Genomic DNA, 14,461 nt, shown 5'->3' on the forward strand with positions numbered 1-14,461 from the left:
TTGAGCGGGATTCACACAAAAGCCGACAGAAGACGGCGGCTTTTCCTTCAAAAACTATGAAATGTGCGAGTAGACGGAGCACAACCTTTGTCCTATCGATTGGCTATGAAATCGAGCCTTGAGCACCTCCCGGAAAAGAAACAGCGTGAGCTTGCTCGCGTCGTCGAGATCATCGAGGAAGAGTTTGCAGACGCCCTTTCCGGCGCAGAATCCGACTTCAAGAAGCGCGGCCGCATCCTCAAGATCATCCTCTTCGGGTCCTACGCACGGGGAACCTGGGTCGACGAACCCCACACGATGAAGGGCTACCGGTCCGACTATGACATCCTTGTCATCGTCAACACGGGCAAGCTCGCCGACCGCCAATACTGGGACAAGGCGGAAGACCGCCTTCTATGGGATCCGGGTGTGAAGACACCGGTTGGGCTGATCGTGCATGGACTGCGGGAGGTCAACAAGGCTCTAAAGGACGGCCAGTATTTCTTCGCCGAGATCCGCCGCGAAGGCATCGTCCTGCATGAGATTGACGATGAGCCGCTAGCTGAACCGCAATATCTCACTGCAGATCAAGCCTACAAACTGAGCACGGGGCACTTCACCCAACAGTTGCCAGCAACAAATGAATTCGCCGAGTTGGCAAAAATCGCGTTTGAAAGAGGCTGGCAAAAGCGAGCGGCGTTTTTGCTACATCAAGCCGTCGAAACAGCATATTCGTGCATGCTTTTAACTCTGACGAATTACAGCCCGGCATCGCACAATCTCAAATTCCTTCGCGGCCTTGCCGAGGGACTCGATCGCGAGCTCGTCGACATTTGGCCGCGCGACCAGCACAGGTTTACCGCCTGGTACAACGTTCTGAACGAGGCCTATGTAAAGGCGCGGTATTCCGATCACTTCGAGATCAGCGACGAAGCGCTGTCATGGCTAATCGCAAAGACACAGATCCTTCAGCAGACCGTTGAGGAAATTTGTCGGAACCATCTCGCACTCCTTGAAGCGAAAATCCGCTGAGAGCGAGCAATGGGCCCTCCACCCGGATCAAATCCGCACGCGTGCGTGATCCGGGAGCGGCAATGAAGAATATCGGAGGCATCAGCATCGCGACGGCTGCAAGCCAGGATGCCGGGAATTCTCGACACGCCAGGAACCGGTCAAATGGGTAGCCGCAGGAGCCTCAGCATCGCGCCCTGAAGGGAGAGGCGGGACCGACTGCCCCCGGGCCTGGCGTTCCGCTTGATACAAGCAACGACGAATTAGCTGCACTCCAATCGGCTACACGATCCGAGAGCACTTCTTACTCTTCGCCCAGATCGTGCAATTCGTCTATCGCGGCGATCGTACTCGTTCTAAAGCGGCCCTCTGCTGCACTGCCCTTGGCAATTGCTCTGGGACTGCTCTGATCCCGAAAAGCCGGCCCGTTCATAACTGAAATTTTTTGCGGTAATTTCCCGGCTGGGAGAAGGAGCGGAAGCATGAAGAGATCAAATTTTCGGACGTTGAACTGCTGCCCAGAATGATCTCCTGGCTCGGATTGCGTCTGGCGAGCTCGACAGGGAGGCCAAACGCAAAAAGCTCCTCGACGGTTATGGCGAGGAGCTTAAAAGCAAATATTCGGAGGGGGAGAATTTGCGAGTCTGATTGGTTGCCGGGGGGGCTTGTATCGAAAACGGAAAAGCCTGCCGCGGGACGAGGTGCGGCAGGCTTTTCGAATGAATTGACAACGGCTGGGAGGAGGAGTGCCGCCGTTCTGTCAGGCGCCCTTTGGGAGGAGGAGTGGGTCGCCTGATACACGAAGCTCTGCGGGAGGAGGTGCATCGCTTCGATGTCTTGAAGATACCAGAGGCTGCCTTGATCGCCAGCGTTCAGATCGCAATGCAGCCATGCGCATGCTGCAATGCAGCATAAGCTATGTGCTTATTCTTCGGTCATTGCGGTCGAGACACAGCGTTCTCGGGATCTGGGCTCGAAACCGAGAACGAACTCGATCACCTTGGCAGATGACATTTCGCACGGCTTCAGCATCAGTCCTGATCCAGCCAATCGATAGAGGTTGAAGCTGACGATATCTGTTCCGCCAAGCTCCTGGCCATAGAGCCAGGTCCGTTTGCGATCCTGCGACCGCTTGACGGTCACGCCCCAAGCTCGACCGCCGAAATTTCCGTCAACGAAGCCGTCGGATAGTCTGGCAAGCGCTGCTTCAAATGAGGCGGGAACAGGAGGGGCTTCCCCGCTGGAGGTCAGGGCGCCAGGCATTCGTCACAGATCCCACAGCCATCGTCATCCATGCTCGATGCCGGGCGCAACTTTTGACAGCCGGGACAGATTGTTGCGTCCGAAGCGCACGTCTCTTCTCGTTCCGGCAGAAGAATTTCCATGCAGACTTTCGACGCCATATCGGCCGCGCTTTGATCCATCCCGATGCTCCAGTTGAGGCCCATACCAGAAATAGTGAGCATCGACGTCTGCACAAGTCGGCAGGTTGCGGTCAGGAGCTAGCCGCTCCATGCAATAACATCGAGCGGCCTTCTTGACGATTTTCTTCCGACCATGTTCATTCCTGCGATGTTCAAGCCCACAAACGCAGTTCAGATCAGGGTTTCCATCGACGAGATCGAGCCGGACGTCTGGCGCCGGCTGGTGCTGCCGGTTCATTGGAACCTTCAGCACCTGCATCTGGGAATTCAGGCCGCCTTCAACTGGTGGAACTATCATCTCTACGAGTTTCGAATTGGTGGTCTGCGGTATGGTGATGTCGAGGTCCTGACGGAGGATGCGACCGACGACGATCCTCGCGTCTTCGATCAAGAAGAAGTTCGTTTGCTGGACTTCGAGCAAGGCGCCATCTTCAGCTATCACTATGATTTCGGGGATGGCTGGCGGCACACTGTTGCTGTCGAGCAATTCCTGACGCTCGCGTCAACACCCAAAAACGGTAGCTGCATCGCCGGCGAAAGGGCGCGACCGCCGGAAGATGTTGGTGGTGTGTCAGGTTATGAGCGGTTCCTGGAGATCATCGCCGATCGGGAAAATCCAGAATATGCCGAGACCATTCGTTGGTGCGGTTGCTACTTTGACCCGGAATGGGTCGACCTCGCGGTGGTGGACAAGGATCTCCGCAACGCTCTGCGCTCGACCGTCAAACGGCGTCTGTATCAACAGAAACCTAAACCCATCCCTAAGAAAAGAAGTGGGTGAGGTTCGAGATAGACGCCTTGAACCACTCAGAACCAACGACCCGTTGTTGGAATACAGCTAAACACGTTATAATATCGGAGCCCCGGGGATCGGTTTATTTTTACGCTGAATGGTTGGTGTAGGGCTGGAAGTTGCCAGAGAGCTTGTAGCTGCCAAATAGCAAAAGCCGACATATGCTGAAGGGCGTTTTTTTCAAGCAGAACCAGCACCCAGACATCGATTGAACGCTCATCGTTCCGCAGGTGCGTGTTGACGCGATCGTGTCCGGTCTTTGATTGGAACACCGTCAGGCGAATCATTGGAATTTACATGGAACCCAACATCGATCCCGGCTGCCGGTGTCCTCTTTGGCAAAACAAACGTGGATACGCTGTCGGAAGAGAAGGTTCCTTTCCTCTCGTACTTGCAAGTCGGTTTCAGCGCTGTCATTGCTACTCTAGAACGGGGGAAGTCAGTAAGTGGCTGAATCGATACTTATACGTTTCCTGAACAGCGGTCTCATCAACGTGGGTGGGGACGATTCAAAGCTTGAAAAGCTCTCACTAGCGGCCAAGGACTTATCAGAAAGTCTAAAGAAAGTCCCCTCCAAGGCGCTGAGATATTCACTGATCGCTTTTGACCCTGAGGCACCAGAGGACGACCCAGTGGTCGAAGAAGCGCTTTCAGCGCTCCAAAACCGGTGGGCCGCTTATCGAAACACTTTTTCCTCCACGCCGATCGTAGTCGTACGTGCCATGCTGCTCGAAGCGCTTTTGATCGCGTCGGCGGACGACGAACGTGTCGGAATTTGTTTCGTGAACTCCGCGCGAAACGTTTTGCCGATGATGCGTGCAGACAACGAACAAACGATCTGGTCGGGTGCAGTACAACAGGTCGAGACACAGGTTGACGCTCGCGCCGAGGCCGAATGGGCGACGCCGGCGACGATCGCGGTTCCTGCGTTGAGGTTTGACATACCCGAGTTAGGCGCCGCCCAGCTTACTCCTTCGACGGTGAGTAAGCAGTGGCTCCAGAAGGAGCTGTTGGCCGCCGTAGCGCCGCAATATCATGATCCAGAACAGGGAAACGTAGCCACAGGCGGGAACCCGCACTGGCCGCAAAATCACCCTCAGCAGTGGGCTGGGGAGTTCGGGCGTCGTTCAGCCGTAACCATTGCCACCGCCATAGATTCAGCAGTCAGCAAAATTCAGATCGATCACCCAAATCTTGCTGAACCGTTCCAGACGCTCTCTAGTAGTGTATCCAGATATGTGGATGGCACTCTAAATGCGGTGGCGGCAGCAACCGCGGGGCTGCAGCGCCGCACGCAGCTACTGTGGTGGCGAGAGGCGCTGTTTTCGCCCAGCGCGCGAACAAGCTACAGGAACCTACCGTTAACTGTGGCCGCAGCGCAAATGGCATTCGACCTCTTCAACGATGTACCCCTCTTCTCGCCTGCCAGCGTGTCAGCTTTTTTGGAAGAAGCTGTCCGCCGTCTTCCAGAGGCAAATGATTCCAAGCTCCGGCTGGTCTCGGATCTCGTAACCGAGGCCCAGGATGCCGAAACACTGGCCCCACTGAGAGCCATTGCTTCATCTTTGACGGGCGAGCCAGAGGGCCGCGGGCCGCTTCTCGCGTTGATTGGTCACCCGACCCACGCAGGCGCGAGAAACAAAGAAGTCTTCCAGCTTCTGACAGGCGTCCCGATCGACTCAATGCTGGGTCCAGTCGAATGGTCAGCGTGGCTATTCCGGGAGCTTCAGGCAGCGAGAGCGGCAACTGACGGAGCTACTACAAAACGGCGCGCAGCCAAGAAGGCCTGATCCAATGGAGAAGTGTCAGCGGGAAACATGCTTCGCGCCCGAAATAGGATGCGACTTGGGTAATACTAACTTGTCCAACTGTCCCCTGTGGAGAGGTGCCCAGCAAAACGAGACAATCGAAGGCGATTATTCCGAAGAAGTGCGCCTTCCCTGGTCCGGGAGCGCACTCGGTCTAGCTGACCTTGGTTTCGTTTCCGGGCGGAAGCGGCCGATCATCATTGGTGTCGTTGGGCCACAGAATGCTGGAAAAACGACACTTCTCGCCGCATGGTATCTTCTTGTCGGGCGAGGCCTTGCTAGTCTTGGCGGCCGCCTGTTTTCGGGTTCCTACACGCTCTCCGGTTGGGAGGCAGTTGCCGGCGCAATGCGCTGGTCACCCGGGCACACACCAGGTTTCCCCGCACACACGACAAGCCGCGGAGGTCGAGCGCCCGGTATGCTCCACCTTGCCTTTAAAAGGGAGGATGGCCGATCCATCGATTATCTGTTCACCGATGCACCCGGCGAATGGTTTCAAAAATGGGCACTTAACGCCGGCTCTCCCGAGGGGGAAGGTGCCCGTTGGATATCAACCAACGCGGATGCGTTTCTAATTATCGCGGATCGCGAAGCGTTGTCAGGCCAATCGATGGGGTCCGCACGTGGCTCTCTCCAGTTCTTGGCCAAGCGTCTCGGAGCAGAGCTTGGGGACCGGCCTGTCGCACTCGTCTGGACCAAAGCAGATGTCAAGATCGCCCCAGAGATGGAGACTGCGGTCCGGCGTGCGGTCGGCAACGCTATGCCAAGTTTCGACGAGCACTACGTGAGCGTGGTTGAGGAAGTGGATGCAGATCATCACCACAATAACGGGCAGGCGTTGACGAGGCTGCTTCGCTGGGCACTCGACATCGAGCGGCCGAAGATAAACCTGCCGCCGCTAAAAACAACTTCCAGCGATCCATTCTTCATGCTCGGAGAGAGCCAATGACTGACGGCAGTGCCTCAATCCTTCTGATCGGGGAGAGCGGCGTAGGCAAGACCCACTACGGTGCCCAACTTTTACGTCGTCTTATGAAGGGCGACGGCGCACTGCATATGGATGGTGCTGCTACGAACCTAGAGCCATTTGAAGAGGCACTCGAAAGTTTGAACGAGGGGAGAGCTGCAAGCCACACCGCAAGGAGCATCTACATCGACAGTGTGTGGCCTATCGCTGAAACGAATGGCCGACGAGCTGCCCTTGTCTGGCCGGAATACGGCGGCGAGCAAATTAAGTCGATCACAGACACACGCAGACTGCCGCATGCTTGGCATGCCCGGATTGGGGCGGCCGACGCATGGCTCTTGCTCATACGCCTTCAACAGACCCGCATCGGGGACGACATCTTTTCCAAGCCCCTAGCTGATCTTCGCGGCACGTCGGTCCAAAACGGCGAGGTACATCCGTCTGACCAGGCTAGGCTTGTTGAACTGCTCCAAATGCTCATTTTCTCTCATGGTTCGACCGGAATGCATTCCTCCATTCCGCGCCTTGGTGTTCTCCTCACATGCTGGGATGAGGTGGGGCTAGACGAAAGACCGGCGGTGGCCCTTGAACAGCGTCTACCGCTTGTTTCCGCATTTGTGCGATCGAACTGGGCTAGTCCCGTTGTTATGGGGCTCTCTGCCCTCGAAAGATCACTGAGTCCCACCCACAGCGACATGGACTATGTTACACATGGCCCAGAGCATTTCGGTTATGTCATTACGTCTGACGGCGTTCGGTCGGGTGATCTGACGCTGCCGATCCACACACTGCTTGATAGAAACCGTTGATCCCCGGGCGCCGCAATGTTTGTCGATCAAGCCATATACGGTTCAGTTCAAAACGGTCACGGTCTGAGGTGTTGCAGTGGCGACCAGAAAACGGCCCTTGAGCTCGCCAACAGGCTCGATCTCCCCGACACCGCGCCCCCTGGTGCGGATTGGTCACCCTTCGTTTCGGGCTTTGTCCACGGCGACCGCTATGTGCTGGCGAGAACGTTTAAGGATACGACCGCTACCAGAGCCGGAATGGTCGTGGCTCATGCTTTGATCTGTCCACTACAAGAGATCATTGCGATAGATAACCTTAGCCCCATGTTCAAGACGCTGATCTCCGATCCTAGCGAGGCACCAAATACCGTAGAAAGGATCGCGGTGCTCGCGGGAGACGCACTGCCAGTTGCTACGCCTGAACTGGTCGATGTAGCGCGAAGCTTGACGGTTCGTGGTTCTGGGCCGGTGGTTCGAATAGGAACGGCGGGCTTCGAGGACTTGGTCATAGCCATATGGGCTGGGATTTGGCCCTCGCTTCGCGATAAATTCTCCTTCCGCCTCAGCTTTGGCCCAGGAGATATCATCGAGCAACCTGAGCCTAAATTGGTGTGCACGCCAGTTTCCCTTCTCGGGCGGTGGCAACAACATCGGATAGCAGGTCGAGCCGATACTTCTGGCTCACTGGCTCCCGGAATGATCGATGGATCGGATGCCGGCATTCCCCTAATGCGATTTGCGAAGAGGATCGGATCGAAGCTTAATTCTTTTGAAGATCTGACCCTTCTTGAACAAGCTTATCTTATGGCGTCGGGTGAGCCTGTTACCTTTCCGCGTCTGCTCTCGGCAATCAGGCTCATTGAGCGAATATCTCCGGATCCGGCGGATGGCGAAGCTGAAAAGCACTCGCTTATTACCCGTTTTGTGACGATGTTTCCCAATGCGAAGGCGATGGACATTCTCGCACTCAGGAATATCACCCTCGGCGGTTTCCCTACCGGCGATCTCATCTGGAAAGCACTTGAGATCTGGGTCGCACATAACTCATTTCCCGAAGCCGATGATCCAGATTTCAGGACGGTGTTGAACGATAGTCTTACAGGGGCGGATGCACAGAAAATCTGGCGCGAGGGGGTGAGCCGCGGCCTAGAGAACGCGGCGAGTCGGTCCGGGAACGCTCTTCAAGCAGGCTTCTGGCGATGGTCGGCGATTGACCCCAGTGTGTCAGCAAAAATTATCAACCTCATCCACGACGAGCCTCAAGCTATAGAGAAACTTATCAATACCTCTCCGGCGTCCTTGGGGAAAGGAGCTGCTGATCCAATCCTTTCCATTTCCGCAAAGCTGAAGCTATTCCGGTTACATGCTGTCGTCGCGAGCGGAAGCATGGAGCCGAAAGAAGCGGCGAAGGCACAGAGTAAGGTCGAAGTCGGTGGCGCCCTCGACACGATGCGACTAGCTCTCCGAAAGGCAAAGCCTGAAACCCTCGTCGATATAGCCAGAGAAATTCCTGATAGCCGTGTACAGCATTTAGCTAGCGAAGCAGTGGCGAAAAATCCCTCCCTGCTGGCGACCCATGACATGACGTTGACCTCCAATCGTGCAGTGTGGGAATCGGCGATTGAGATGAACGCGGAGAGCTGGCGCGGTCCAGCCGATCCACGGGGTGAATTTGCGACATTGCTTGTCGAATTAATTGCCGGGCAGAATCCTCAAACGGGACTGATCGATCGCCTTGCGACTTCGCCTCTCGCGGACGTTTCGTCTTTTTCCAGGCGAAAGGATCTCTGGAAGCATTTGACTGGCGACGCACGGCGGCTCCTTCTCGATGCCACAGTCGACAAGTGGCTCGACCGTGCTGGCCAAGGCCATGTCAATGCGGATATCGAACCAGAGCTCGAGAAAAAAATCCTGTCTGATCCCAAGCTTGATCGAATTCTCTCAAAACTCTCGAATGGTCGCATCGGTGAAGGTCTAGACCTCATTGCCGTCCTGCAGGGCTTTGACCACGCAAGATATAGCAACTGGATATCGAACGCGGTGAGAGCGACATGCCCAATCAGCGAACCGGATGCGGAAAGAATCGGCAAGATGCTCTCAGCCCGTGGGCAGCGCGACGTTGTCGATAACCTGGTCTATCTTTTTCGCGGTGGTCGCACGGACCTCAAACCCGCCCTGCGATACGCGATCGAGCTGGTCGGGCATTGGGACCGCTGGATTCTCGGACTGTCGCCTTTGGCAGAACGCGAAAAGTGGGAATCCTTTATCCAGATCGCGGCGGAACTTTATCCGAACGGTCCCGACAACCTCAATTTGTGGGACCGGGCAGGTGGCCGGGATTCGGAGCTTATTCATCATGGTAGCGGCCTGTCGCGTTGGCGAGATGCCGTCACACAAATGCAACGTGGCAAGCCCCCGCGTGTTGGCCAACTCGTGCGCGAAATGCGGAAAGATTACGAGAATAATTCGAACCTTCGCTTCCTGGCGGACGATCCGCTCTTCAGTCGTTGAATGTCACACCAGGATTTTTGAGAGACGAAAATGGAATTTAAAGAAGGTCGAGCACTGATTATTGGCGTCGCTAACTATACAGAAGTTAGTCCTCTCCCCGTCGCTGTGCTCAACGATGCAAATGATACTGCCGACGTGCTCCGCTCCCCTGCATACTGCGGATATCCAGACGGCAACGTTACGGTTTTGATCGACAAGGAGGCGACACTTGAGGGTATTCGGACCGCCCTGGCAAATTTGGCGTCATCAGCCTTGCCCAGCGACACGGTTATGATCTTCTTCTCCGGCCACGGCGCACGCTTAGGTACGTCCACTGATCCTGTCAGTGCGCTGGTACCACATGATTGCAAGCGCTCAGACGCCGTGGGAACCACCCTTGGTGAAGCCGAGTTTTCAGAAGCGCTTGCCAAGATCAAGGCGGCTCGCCTACTCGTCATCTTGGACGCATGCCATGCCGGCGGTGCGGCGACCTTGAAATCCGATTTCGATGAGCCCATCATCGGAGGCTTCGACGAGAAGGCATTGCAGCGACTAGCTGCTGGTACGGGCCGGGTCGTGCTTGCTTCCTCAAGAGCAACCGAGACTTCGATCGTGATGAAGAGCGCGAGAAATAGTGTTTTCACTACTGCAATTCTGAGCGGTCTAAAAGGTGCGGCGCCGGCATCAGCAGAACGCACTATCAAAGTTTTTGAACTCTTCAACTTTGTAGCAGAGGCGGTGAGGCAAGCCGTGCCGGGCAGGCAGCACCCTATCCTCAAGGTGTCCGATCTGGAGGAAAATTTCCCGGTCGCCCTCGCCCTTGGCGGAACCAAAGCGATCGCACCAAGGGTTGCAAGTAATATGCCCGGAAGGAGCCTTGACACAATCTTGCCCGACCTCTTCCCCGCTGGGCCGACCGACCAGGACATCTGGCTTCGAGCAGGTGGAGATGTATCACGCCTGCGACTTGGCGGAACCGGCCGCAGTGCGTGGTTCTCCGCGCTCCGGCTTCTGTCGCAAGGCGGTGGCGGTGCTGATATTTCACAAGAGAGTCTGATTGCTGCGGCTCTTGAAGACTTTCCGAACCACCTCGAGCTCCAGGCGCTTTAATAAGTGGCCAGCAATCTTTATACAGAGACTACAACACGCCCCATGCCCGAAACCTCCCCCTCCCCGTCATCTCCCTGAGGCCGAGCTCGCCGACGATCCGCCGCGCCGCCTGCGGCGTCACATCCAGCGTCTTCGCCACCATTTTTGCCGACACCAACGGTTTGGCCATCACCAACCCAACCAGCTCCGGCAGTTTTGAAGATGTCCGGCGCCCCTCCAGCTTTCGCTCCATCAGTGTTCGAGCCAGCGCCAGCCTGTCATGCTCCTTGAGCCCGATCTCCGCGGCCGCGATCAGTCCAGCTTGAAGTTTTCTCGCGCTCCAAAGGGAAGATATGCATCTGTGAGATCACCGGCCGAGATAGTGCTGAACGTTGTTCATCGATTGGGATGAAAATCGTGTCGGGCGAATATCGCTCACTCTATTCCAGCTTGTGAATGTTCAGGACGATGCGACGCCTGCTTTGCGCGTCGCATCGCAAGATCCGCGAGAAATTTGTAGCCCGAGCTAATCACTTACTCTGCCCGTTGTCGGTCCCAAGCGCAAGGCTGAAACCCCTGAATGCCATACGGCCAACATGCATAGGCTGTCCGCATAGTGTATTCTCACACACCGCTAAGATTTTGCCTTAATGTCAGATATGTCTAGTTTTTCCACGGCAATGTTCCTTATAGTAATACCGGCAGAACCCTCCGCCAATAGCCTCTTGATAGAAGCCTCTTGACCCTTGATATCAGTGATTAGCACCTGCGCGTCGGGGTTGTGATCTGAAGACTTTGCCAAAGCGTCCACGAGCGCCTCTATCTTTTGCCGAACCCCGCTGTCATTCACCGCGCCTGACGTTACCAACTCTTCGGAAAGCAGTTTCTGCGTGATCTCTTTCGAAGGGCTTTTTTCGACCACAGCAATTTCGTCACCAAGGTGATATTTAGACAGCAAAATGTCCTTCACTCCGGTGTAAGCTTCCTTCGCCGTTTGACCCAAAATCGCACCCGCAATCGCTTTAACCATCCAAATAGCTATTTCCATTTTTCTCTCCTTACATATCGCTCTCGCGAAGTTTTTCAAAAGCCTCGATGGAGGGGGCCAACAAATCGAAATCGGGCTCACGACCGATTTCTGCACAACAGTGTACGTATAACTCTCCGGTGGAGTTCATCCAATCTGCAAGCCCGATTGGGTTTCGGATAAAGTATGGCGTCAGTGTATTCACCGCTTCTTCAGCAAAAGTAATCGCCTGTAAATAATCACCAGCGCTTAGATGTAATGTGGCCAGGTTGGCAAGGCCTGTCGCGAGAAAAGGCCCGTGCGCATCAGGATTCATTTCCGTTAGATCGCGGTAGTAAATAATTGATTGTTCTAGGGCCTTACGTGCCAGAGTAAAATCTCCGACATCGCGATAGCGATTTCCAAGGTTATTTTGGACGTTTGCCAAGTCACCGAGCCGAACACCCGGACGCATATTTTCCAACTTTACTAATATCGCATTCGCTCTCTCCAAATACCCTATTGCCTCTACCGGCTTTCCCGCACGGCCAAGGGAGACTGCAAATATGTTGAGTGCATGCGCGTAGTCAAAATCGAAGCGTCCGAATGCACGTGAATTAAGATTATCAATGATCTCAAGCGACCGACGGCCAACGCCGAGAGCTTCATCATCCCTTCCAAGCTCGGAGTAGTTACTCGCCGCGCTGGCTACTGCTTCACCTAATCCTCTAATGTCGCGGAAACTGCTAGCCTCACCTAGTTCCTCGTAAATCTTGATTGCCTCAAGTGAAGATCCCAAGGCATCCTCGTGTCGCCCGAGCATCTGTAAAATACCGGCCTTTGTTTGAAGTGCTTCGGCGTACGACGATGCATATACACGGGGAAAAGCTGCATGAAACAACACGTATATATTTAAAGCCTCTTGTATGGAATGCACGGCCTCTGCGTAACGTCCCAATCCCATAAGGCGTCTCGCCAAAACGCTATGTACGATCGCCAACAAATCCTCATGGGCGTCTGACTTGTAATTCGGCATCTTTTTGAGGAGTTCCAAGGCCTCTATCGATGCACGCAGTGCCTCGTCCTCACAACCAGCCATCAATGACAAACAGTTTGAGAGCGTGTTCAATGCGCTGGCTAAATTTTGCGTGGAGGCCTCGGTCTGGTTGGCTTGCCAGATGAGCTGAAATAAGGAAACTGCCTCTGAAGCTGCAGCGGAGGCCTCGTCGGGATAGCCTCCTTCTTGCAAAGCAATGGAAAGATTTTTAATCGATTGTGCGAGATCTTCCTTGTCGTCTTCAGCTGCTTCCTCAAAATACGACCGCAACTTGTCGACTTCACTTACCAGTAGATCAAAGGCTTGATCCTCTTTTCCGTTTTCGTTGAGCCTTCGAGCCAAGTTTATCTTCATCATAATTAGATTCTTGCGTTCCGATTTGCTATGAGATGTAGCGTTTATCTCTAATATCTCACAGGCTTTCTCCGCGTCAGAGAGTGCCGCAGCAAAATCGCCAATGTCGGACTTTTTGTTGGCCCTGTTATTGAGCAAGACTGCCCGGGTCTCATTATCCAATTCGTCAATAACCAATATAACATCAATAACAGCGACAGCAAACCTCGCAGAGAATATCGTTCCTTTCTCGAAAGCAAAATCGAGGAATAGTAGCGCCAAATTCGGAGTTTCAACAACAATATCTGTAACGGCCTCTTCAAAAGAAGAGCGCCATTTTCTATTAACACTTAAAAGATCGAAAGAAACCTTACTGACAATGCTAGAGAACGACTCCGAGTCAGTAACGGCAATAAGCCGCAGCCAGTCCAGAATACGATGGACTGGTCGATCCAACATTACAGCACCAAAGAAGGTTGACGCCAACCGATCGGGCTCCAACTTCGGGAGAACCGGCGCCATGCGGCCAGATCGTTGGTCAGACCACGGGGTGGCGTTAATGCAATCTAATAGCTGCTGGCCTTTCACCTCTGCAATTTGCAGCTTAGCTAATTCCTCGCACTGCAGAGCCGTTAAACCCTCTGAGGAAATCACACTCATCGCCAATAGCCTGGAAAGTCCTTCTTTCCCAAGCCCGTTGGCTATCGAAACTTTGGACACGCGCTTCTTTTCGCGGTTGGCTAGCGCCAACATCAACTTGGATGGGTCTAGGACGGTGTGTTTGTCGTCAGATAGAACACTATTAATAGCGGCGGCCATCACAAGTAGCGGAGTTCTTTGGGCGTCCGAGAGTGCTTTCCAATTGGGATGTGAAATTTCTTTTTGTTTAGAGCCAATTATCGAAGAAAACCGTTCGCAAACCTCGGAAAACAACTTCGAAGACTGGTCGGCACTAAGAGCGGAGAGGTTTGCGATTTCTTGTCTTCCGGCGCGAGTTCCTAGGTCACTTAGTAAATCTTCCCAATCTATAAATGGTCGTCGCGAGACTAGGAGAATTCGAATTGGAAACTCGACCTGGCTGTCTGGAATATCCTGTATGGCTTGAAAGAGCGCGCGCACCGTCTCGATACGTTCTTCAGGGTAATCAAACACTAAAAAGAATTTTCTTAGCTCGGTTTCGATCGTCTGGCTGGATGTCGCGTTGCGAGGTACAAACCCGGCAGCCCACCCCTTTTCGCGAAGCTGACTTATTGTTTCGGCCGCCAATCGGGTCTTCCCCGTGCCGCCGCCACCGGTGAGTAGTCGCACTGATATAGAATTTTGACTTGATTCTGCCCACTGAATTAAAGCGTTGAGCTCAGCGTCTCTCTCATATAGGGAAGAGGCCAACCTATATCTCCACTGCAAGGCAGAGAATATATCTGGTTCGCCGTCTACGACGATCTCACTTGGGCTTCGCCAATCTAGTCTGGGAGCAATCGTGTCTTTCACGCCCCTTCCTGAGATGGACACATTACCGAACGCTAGGATATTCTTCACGGTAATGGAACGCATTTCATCGTCCATCAGATCTTACCCCTAAATTACAAATGTTGGCTTGTGCCATCGGGCTATTCGTAAGCATACGTACGAAGATGGATCATTTGAGTTAACCTTTTGATGACACCCTTTTCGGAAGTGGGTGATTTCGCCGACGTGCCCACCCCTACTCCGATC

At 54.2% G+C, this 14,461-nt stretch carries 10 protein-coding genes and 1 pseudogene; 7 read left to right on the plus strand and 4 right to left on the minus strand.

The features are described 5' to 3' along the window. Window positions 1-105 precede the first annotated feature (105 nt). Window positions 106-1,011: a nucleotidyltransferase and HEPN domain-containing protein gene (locus IM739_RS22440; RefSeq protein WP_237371867.1), complete on the plus strand. Its 906-nt coding sequence runs from the start codon at window positions 106-108 to the stop codon at window positions 1,009-1,011. A 903-nt stretch (window positions 1,012-1,914) separates the two neighbouring features. On the opposite strand, the gene IM739_RS22445 is transcribed toward IM739_RS22440, so the two are convergent. Continuing rightward, window positions 1,915-2,253 carry a hypothetical protein gene (locus tag IM739_RS22445; protein WP_237371868.1) on the minus strand — a complete coding sequence of 113 codons (339 nt, stop codon included), beginning with the start codon at window positions 2,251-2,253 and terminating at the stop codon, window positions 1,915-1,917. Between the two features lie 309 nt (window positions 2,254-2,562). Between IM739_RS22445 and IM739_RS22450 the strand changes: the two genes are divergently transcribed. The 6 genes from IM739_RS22450 (at window position 2,563) to IM739_RS22475 (ending at window position 10,370) form a co-directional block, all read left to right on the plus strand. Continuing rightward, window positions 2,563-3,195, plus strand: coding sequence for a plasmid pRiA4b ORF-3 family protein (locus IM739_RS22450; RefSeq protein ID WP_237371988.1), 633 nt, complete (start codon window positions 2,563-2,565; stop codon window positions 3,193-3,195). Window positions 3,196-3,653: 458 nt separating this feature from the next. Further along, the gene (locus tag IM739_RS22455; protein WP_237371869.1) at window positions 3,654-4,997 is read left to right on the plus strand and encodes a GTPase-associated system all-helical protein GASH; all 1,344 of its coding nucleotides are present in this window, start codon (window positions 3,654-3,656) and stop codon (window positions 4,995-4,997) included. Between the two features lie 4 nt (window positions 4,998-5,001). Beyond that, on the plus strand, window positions 5,002-5,964 hold the full coding sequence (locus IM739_RS22460; protein WP_237371870.1) for a TRAFAC clade GTPase domain-containing protein: 963 nt from the start codon (window positions 5,002-5,004) through the stop codon (window positions 5,962-5,964). After that, window positions 5,961-6,791: a hypothetical protein gene (locus IM739_RS22465; RefSeq protein ID WP_237371871.1), complete on the plus strand. Its 831-nt coding sequence runs from the start codon at window positions 5,961-5,963 to the stop codon at window positions 6,789-6,791. Before IM739_RS22460 ends, IM739_RS22465 begins: the two co-directional genes overlap by 4 nt. Before the next feature lie 15 nt (window positions 6,792-6,806). Further along, entirely contained in the window at window positions 6,807-9,281 is a 2,475-nt protein-coding gene (locus IM739_RS22470) for a GAP1-N1 domain-containing protein (RefSeq protein ID WP_237371872.1), read from the plus strand. Between the two features lie 30 nt (window positions 9,282-9,311). After that, on the plus strand, window positions 9,312-10,370 hold the full coding sequence (locus IM739_RS22475) for a caspase family protein (protein ID WP_237371873.1): 1,059 nt from the start codon (window positions 9,312-9,314) through the stop codon (window positions 10,368-10,370). Between the two features lie 28 nt (window positions 10,371-10,398). Here the strand turns inward: IM739_RS22475 and IM739_RS22480 are convergent. From IM739_RS22480 to IM739_RS22490, 3 genes and pseudogenes are all read right to left on the minus strand, one after another. Next, window positions 10,399-10,668 (minus strand): annotated as a pseudogene (locus tag IM739_RS22480) (helix-turn-helix domain-containing protein); the annotation flags it as partial. Window positions 10,669-10,983: 315 nt separating this feature from the next. Then, window positions 10,984-11,397: a hypothetical protein gene (locus IM739_RS22485; protein ID WP_237371874.1), complete on the minus strand. Its 414-nt coding sequence runs from the start codon at window positions 11,395-11,397 to the stop codon at window positions 10,984-10,986. 10 nt (window positions 11,398-11,407) lie between these two features. After that, window positions 11,408-14,311 (minus strand): DUF3856 domain-containing protein, encoded by a 2,904-nt coding sequence (locus IM739_RS22490; RefSeq protein ID WP_237371875.1) that lies wholly within the window; start codon window positions 14,309-14,311, stop codon window positions 11,408-11,410. Window positions 14,312-14,461: the final 150 nt, after the last annotated feature.

Source organism: Rhizobium sp. SL42, from assembly GCF_021729845.1.
Taxonomy (GTDB): domain Bacteria; phylum Pseudomonadota; class Alphaproteobacteria; order Rhizobiales; family Rhizobiaceae; genus Allorhizobium.

What these genes read in the sequence shown, in the direction of transcription:
- IM739_RS22440 (WP_237371867.1), top strand. Translation starts at nt 106, where the DNA reads ATGAAATCGAGCCTTGAGCACCTCCCGGAAAAGAAACAGCGTGAGCTT.
- IM739_RS22485 (WP_237371874.1), bottom strand. Translation starts at nt 11,397, where the DNA reads ATGGAAATAGCTATTTGGATGGTTAAAGCGATTGCGGGTGCGATTTTG.
- IM739_RS22490 (WP_237371875.1), bottom strand. Translation starts at nt 14,311, where the DNA reads ATGGACGATGAAATGCGTTCCATTACCGTGAAGAATATCCTAGCGTTC.
- IM739_RS22475 (WP_237371873.1), top strand. Translation starts at nt 9,312, where the DNA reads ATGGAATTTAAAGAAGGTCGAGCACTGATTATTGGCGTCGCTAACTAT.
- IM739_RS22450 (WP_237371988.1), top strand. Translation starts at nt 2,563, where the DNA reads ATGTTCAAGCCCACAAACGCAGTTCAGATCAGGGTTTCCATCGACGAG.
- IM739_RS22465 (WP_237371871.1), top strand. Translation starts at nt 5,961, where the DNA reads ATGACTGACGGCAGTGCCTCAATCCTTCTGATCGGGGAGAGCGGCGTA.
- IM739_RS22460 (WP_237371870.1), top strand. Translation starts at nt 5,002, where the DNA reads ATGGAGAAGTGTCAGCGGGAAACATGCTTCGCGCCCGAAATAGGATGC.
- IM739_RS22445 (WP_237371868.1), bottom strand. Translation starts at nt 2,253, where the DNA reads ATGCCTGGCGCCCTGACCTCCAGCGGGGAAGCCCCTCCTGTTCCCGCC.
- IM739_RS22470 (WP_237371872.1), top strand. Translation starts at nt 6,807, where the DNA reads ATGTTTGTCGATCAAGCCATATACGGTTCAGTTCAAAACGGTCACGGT.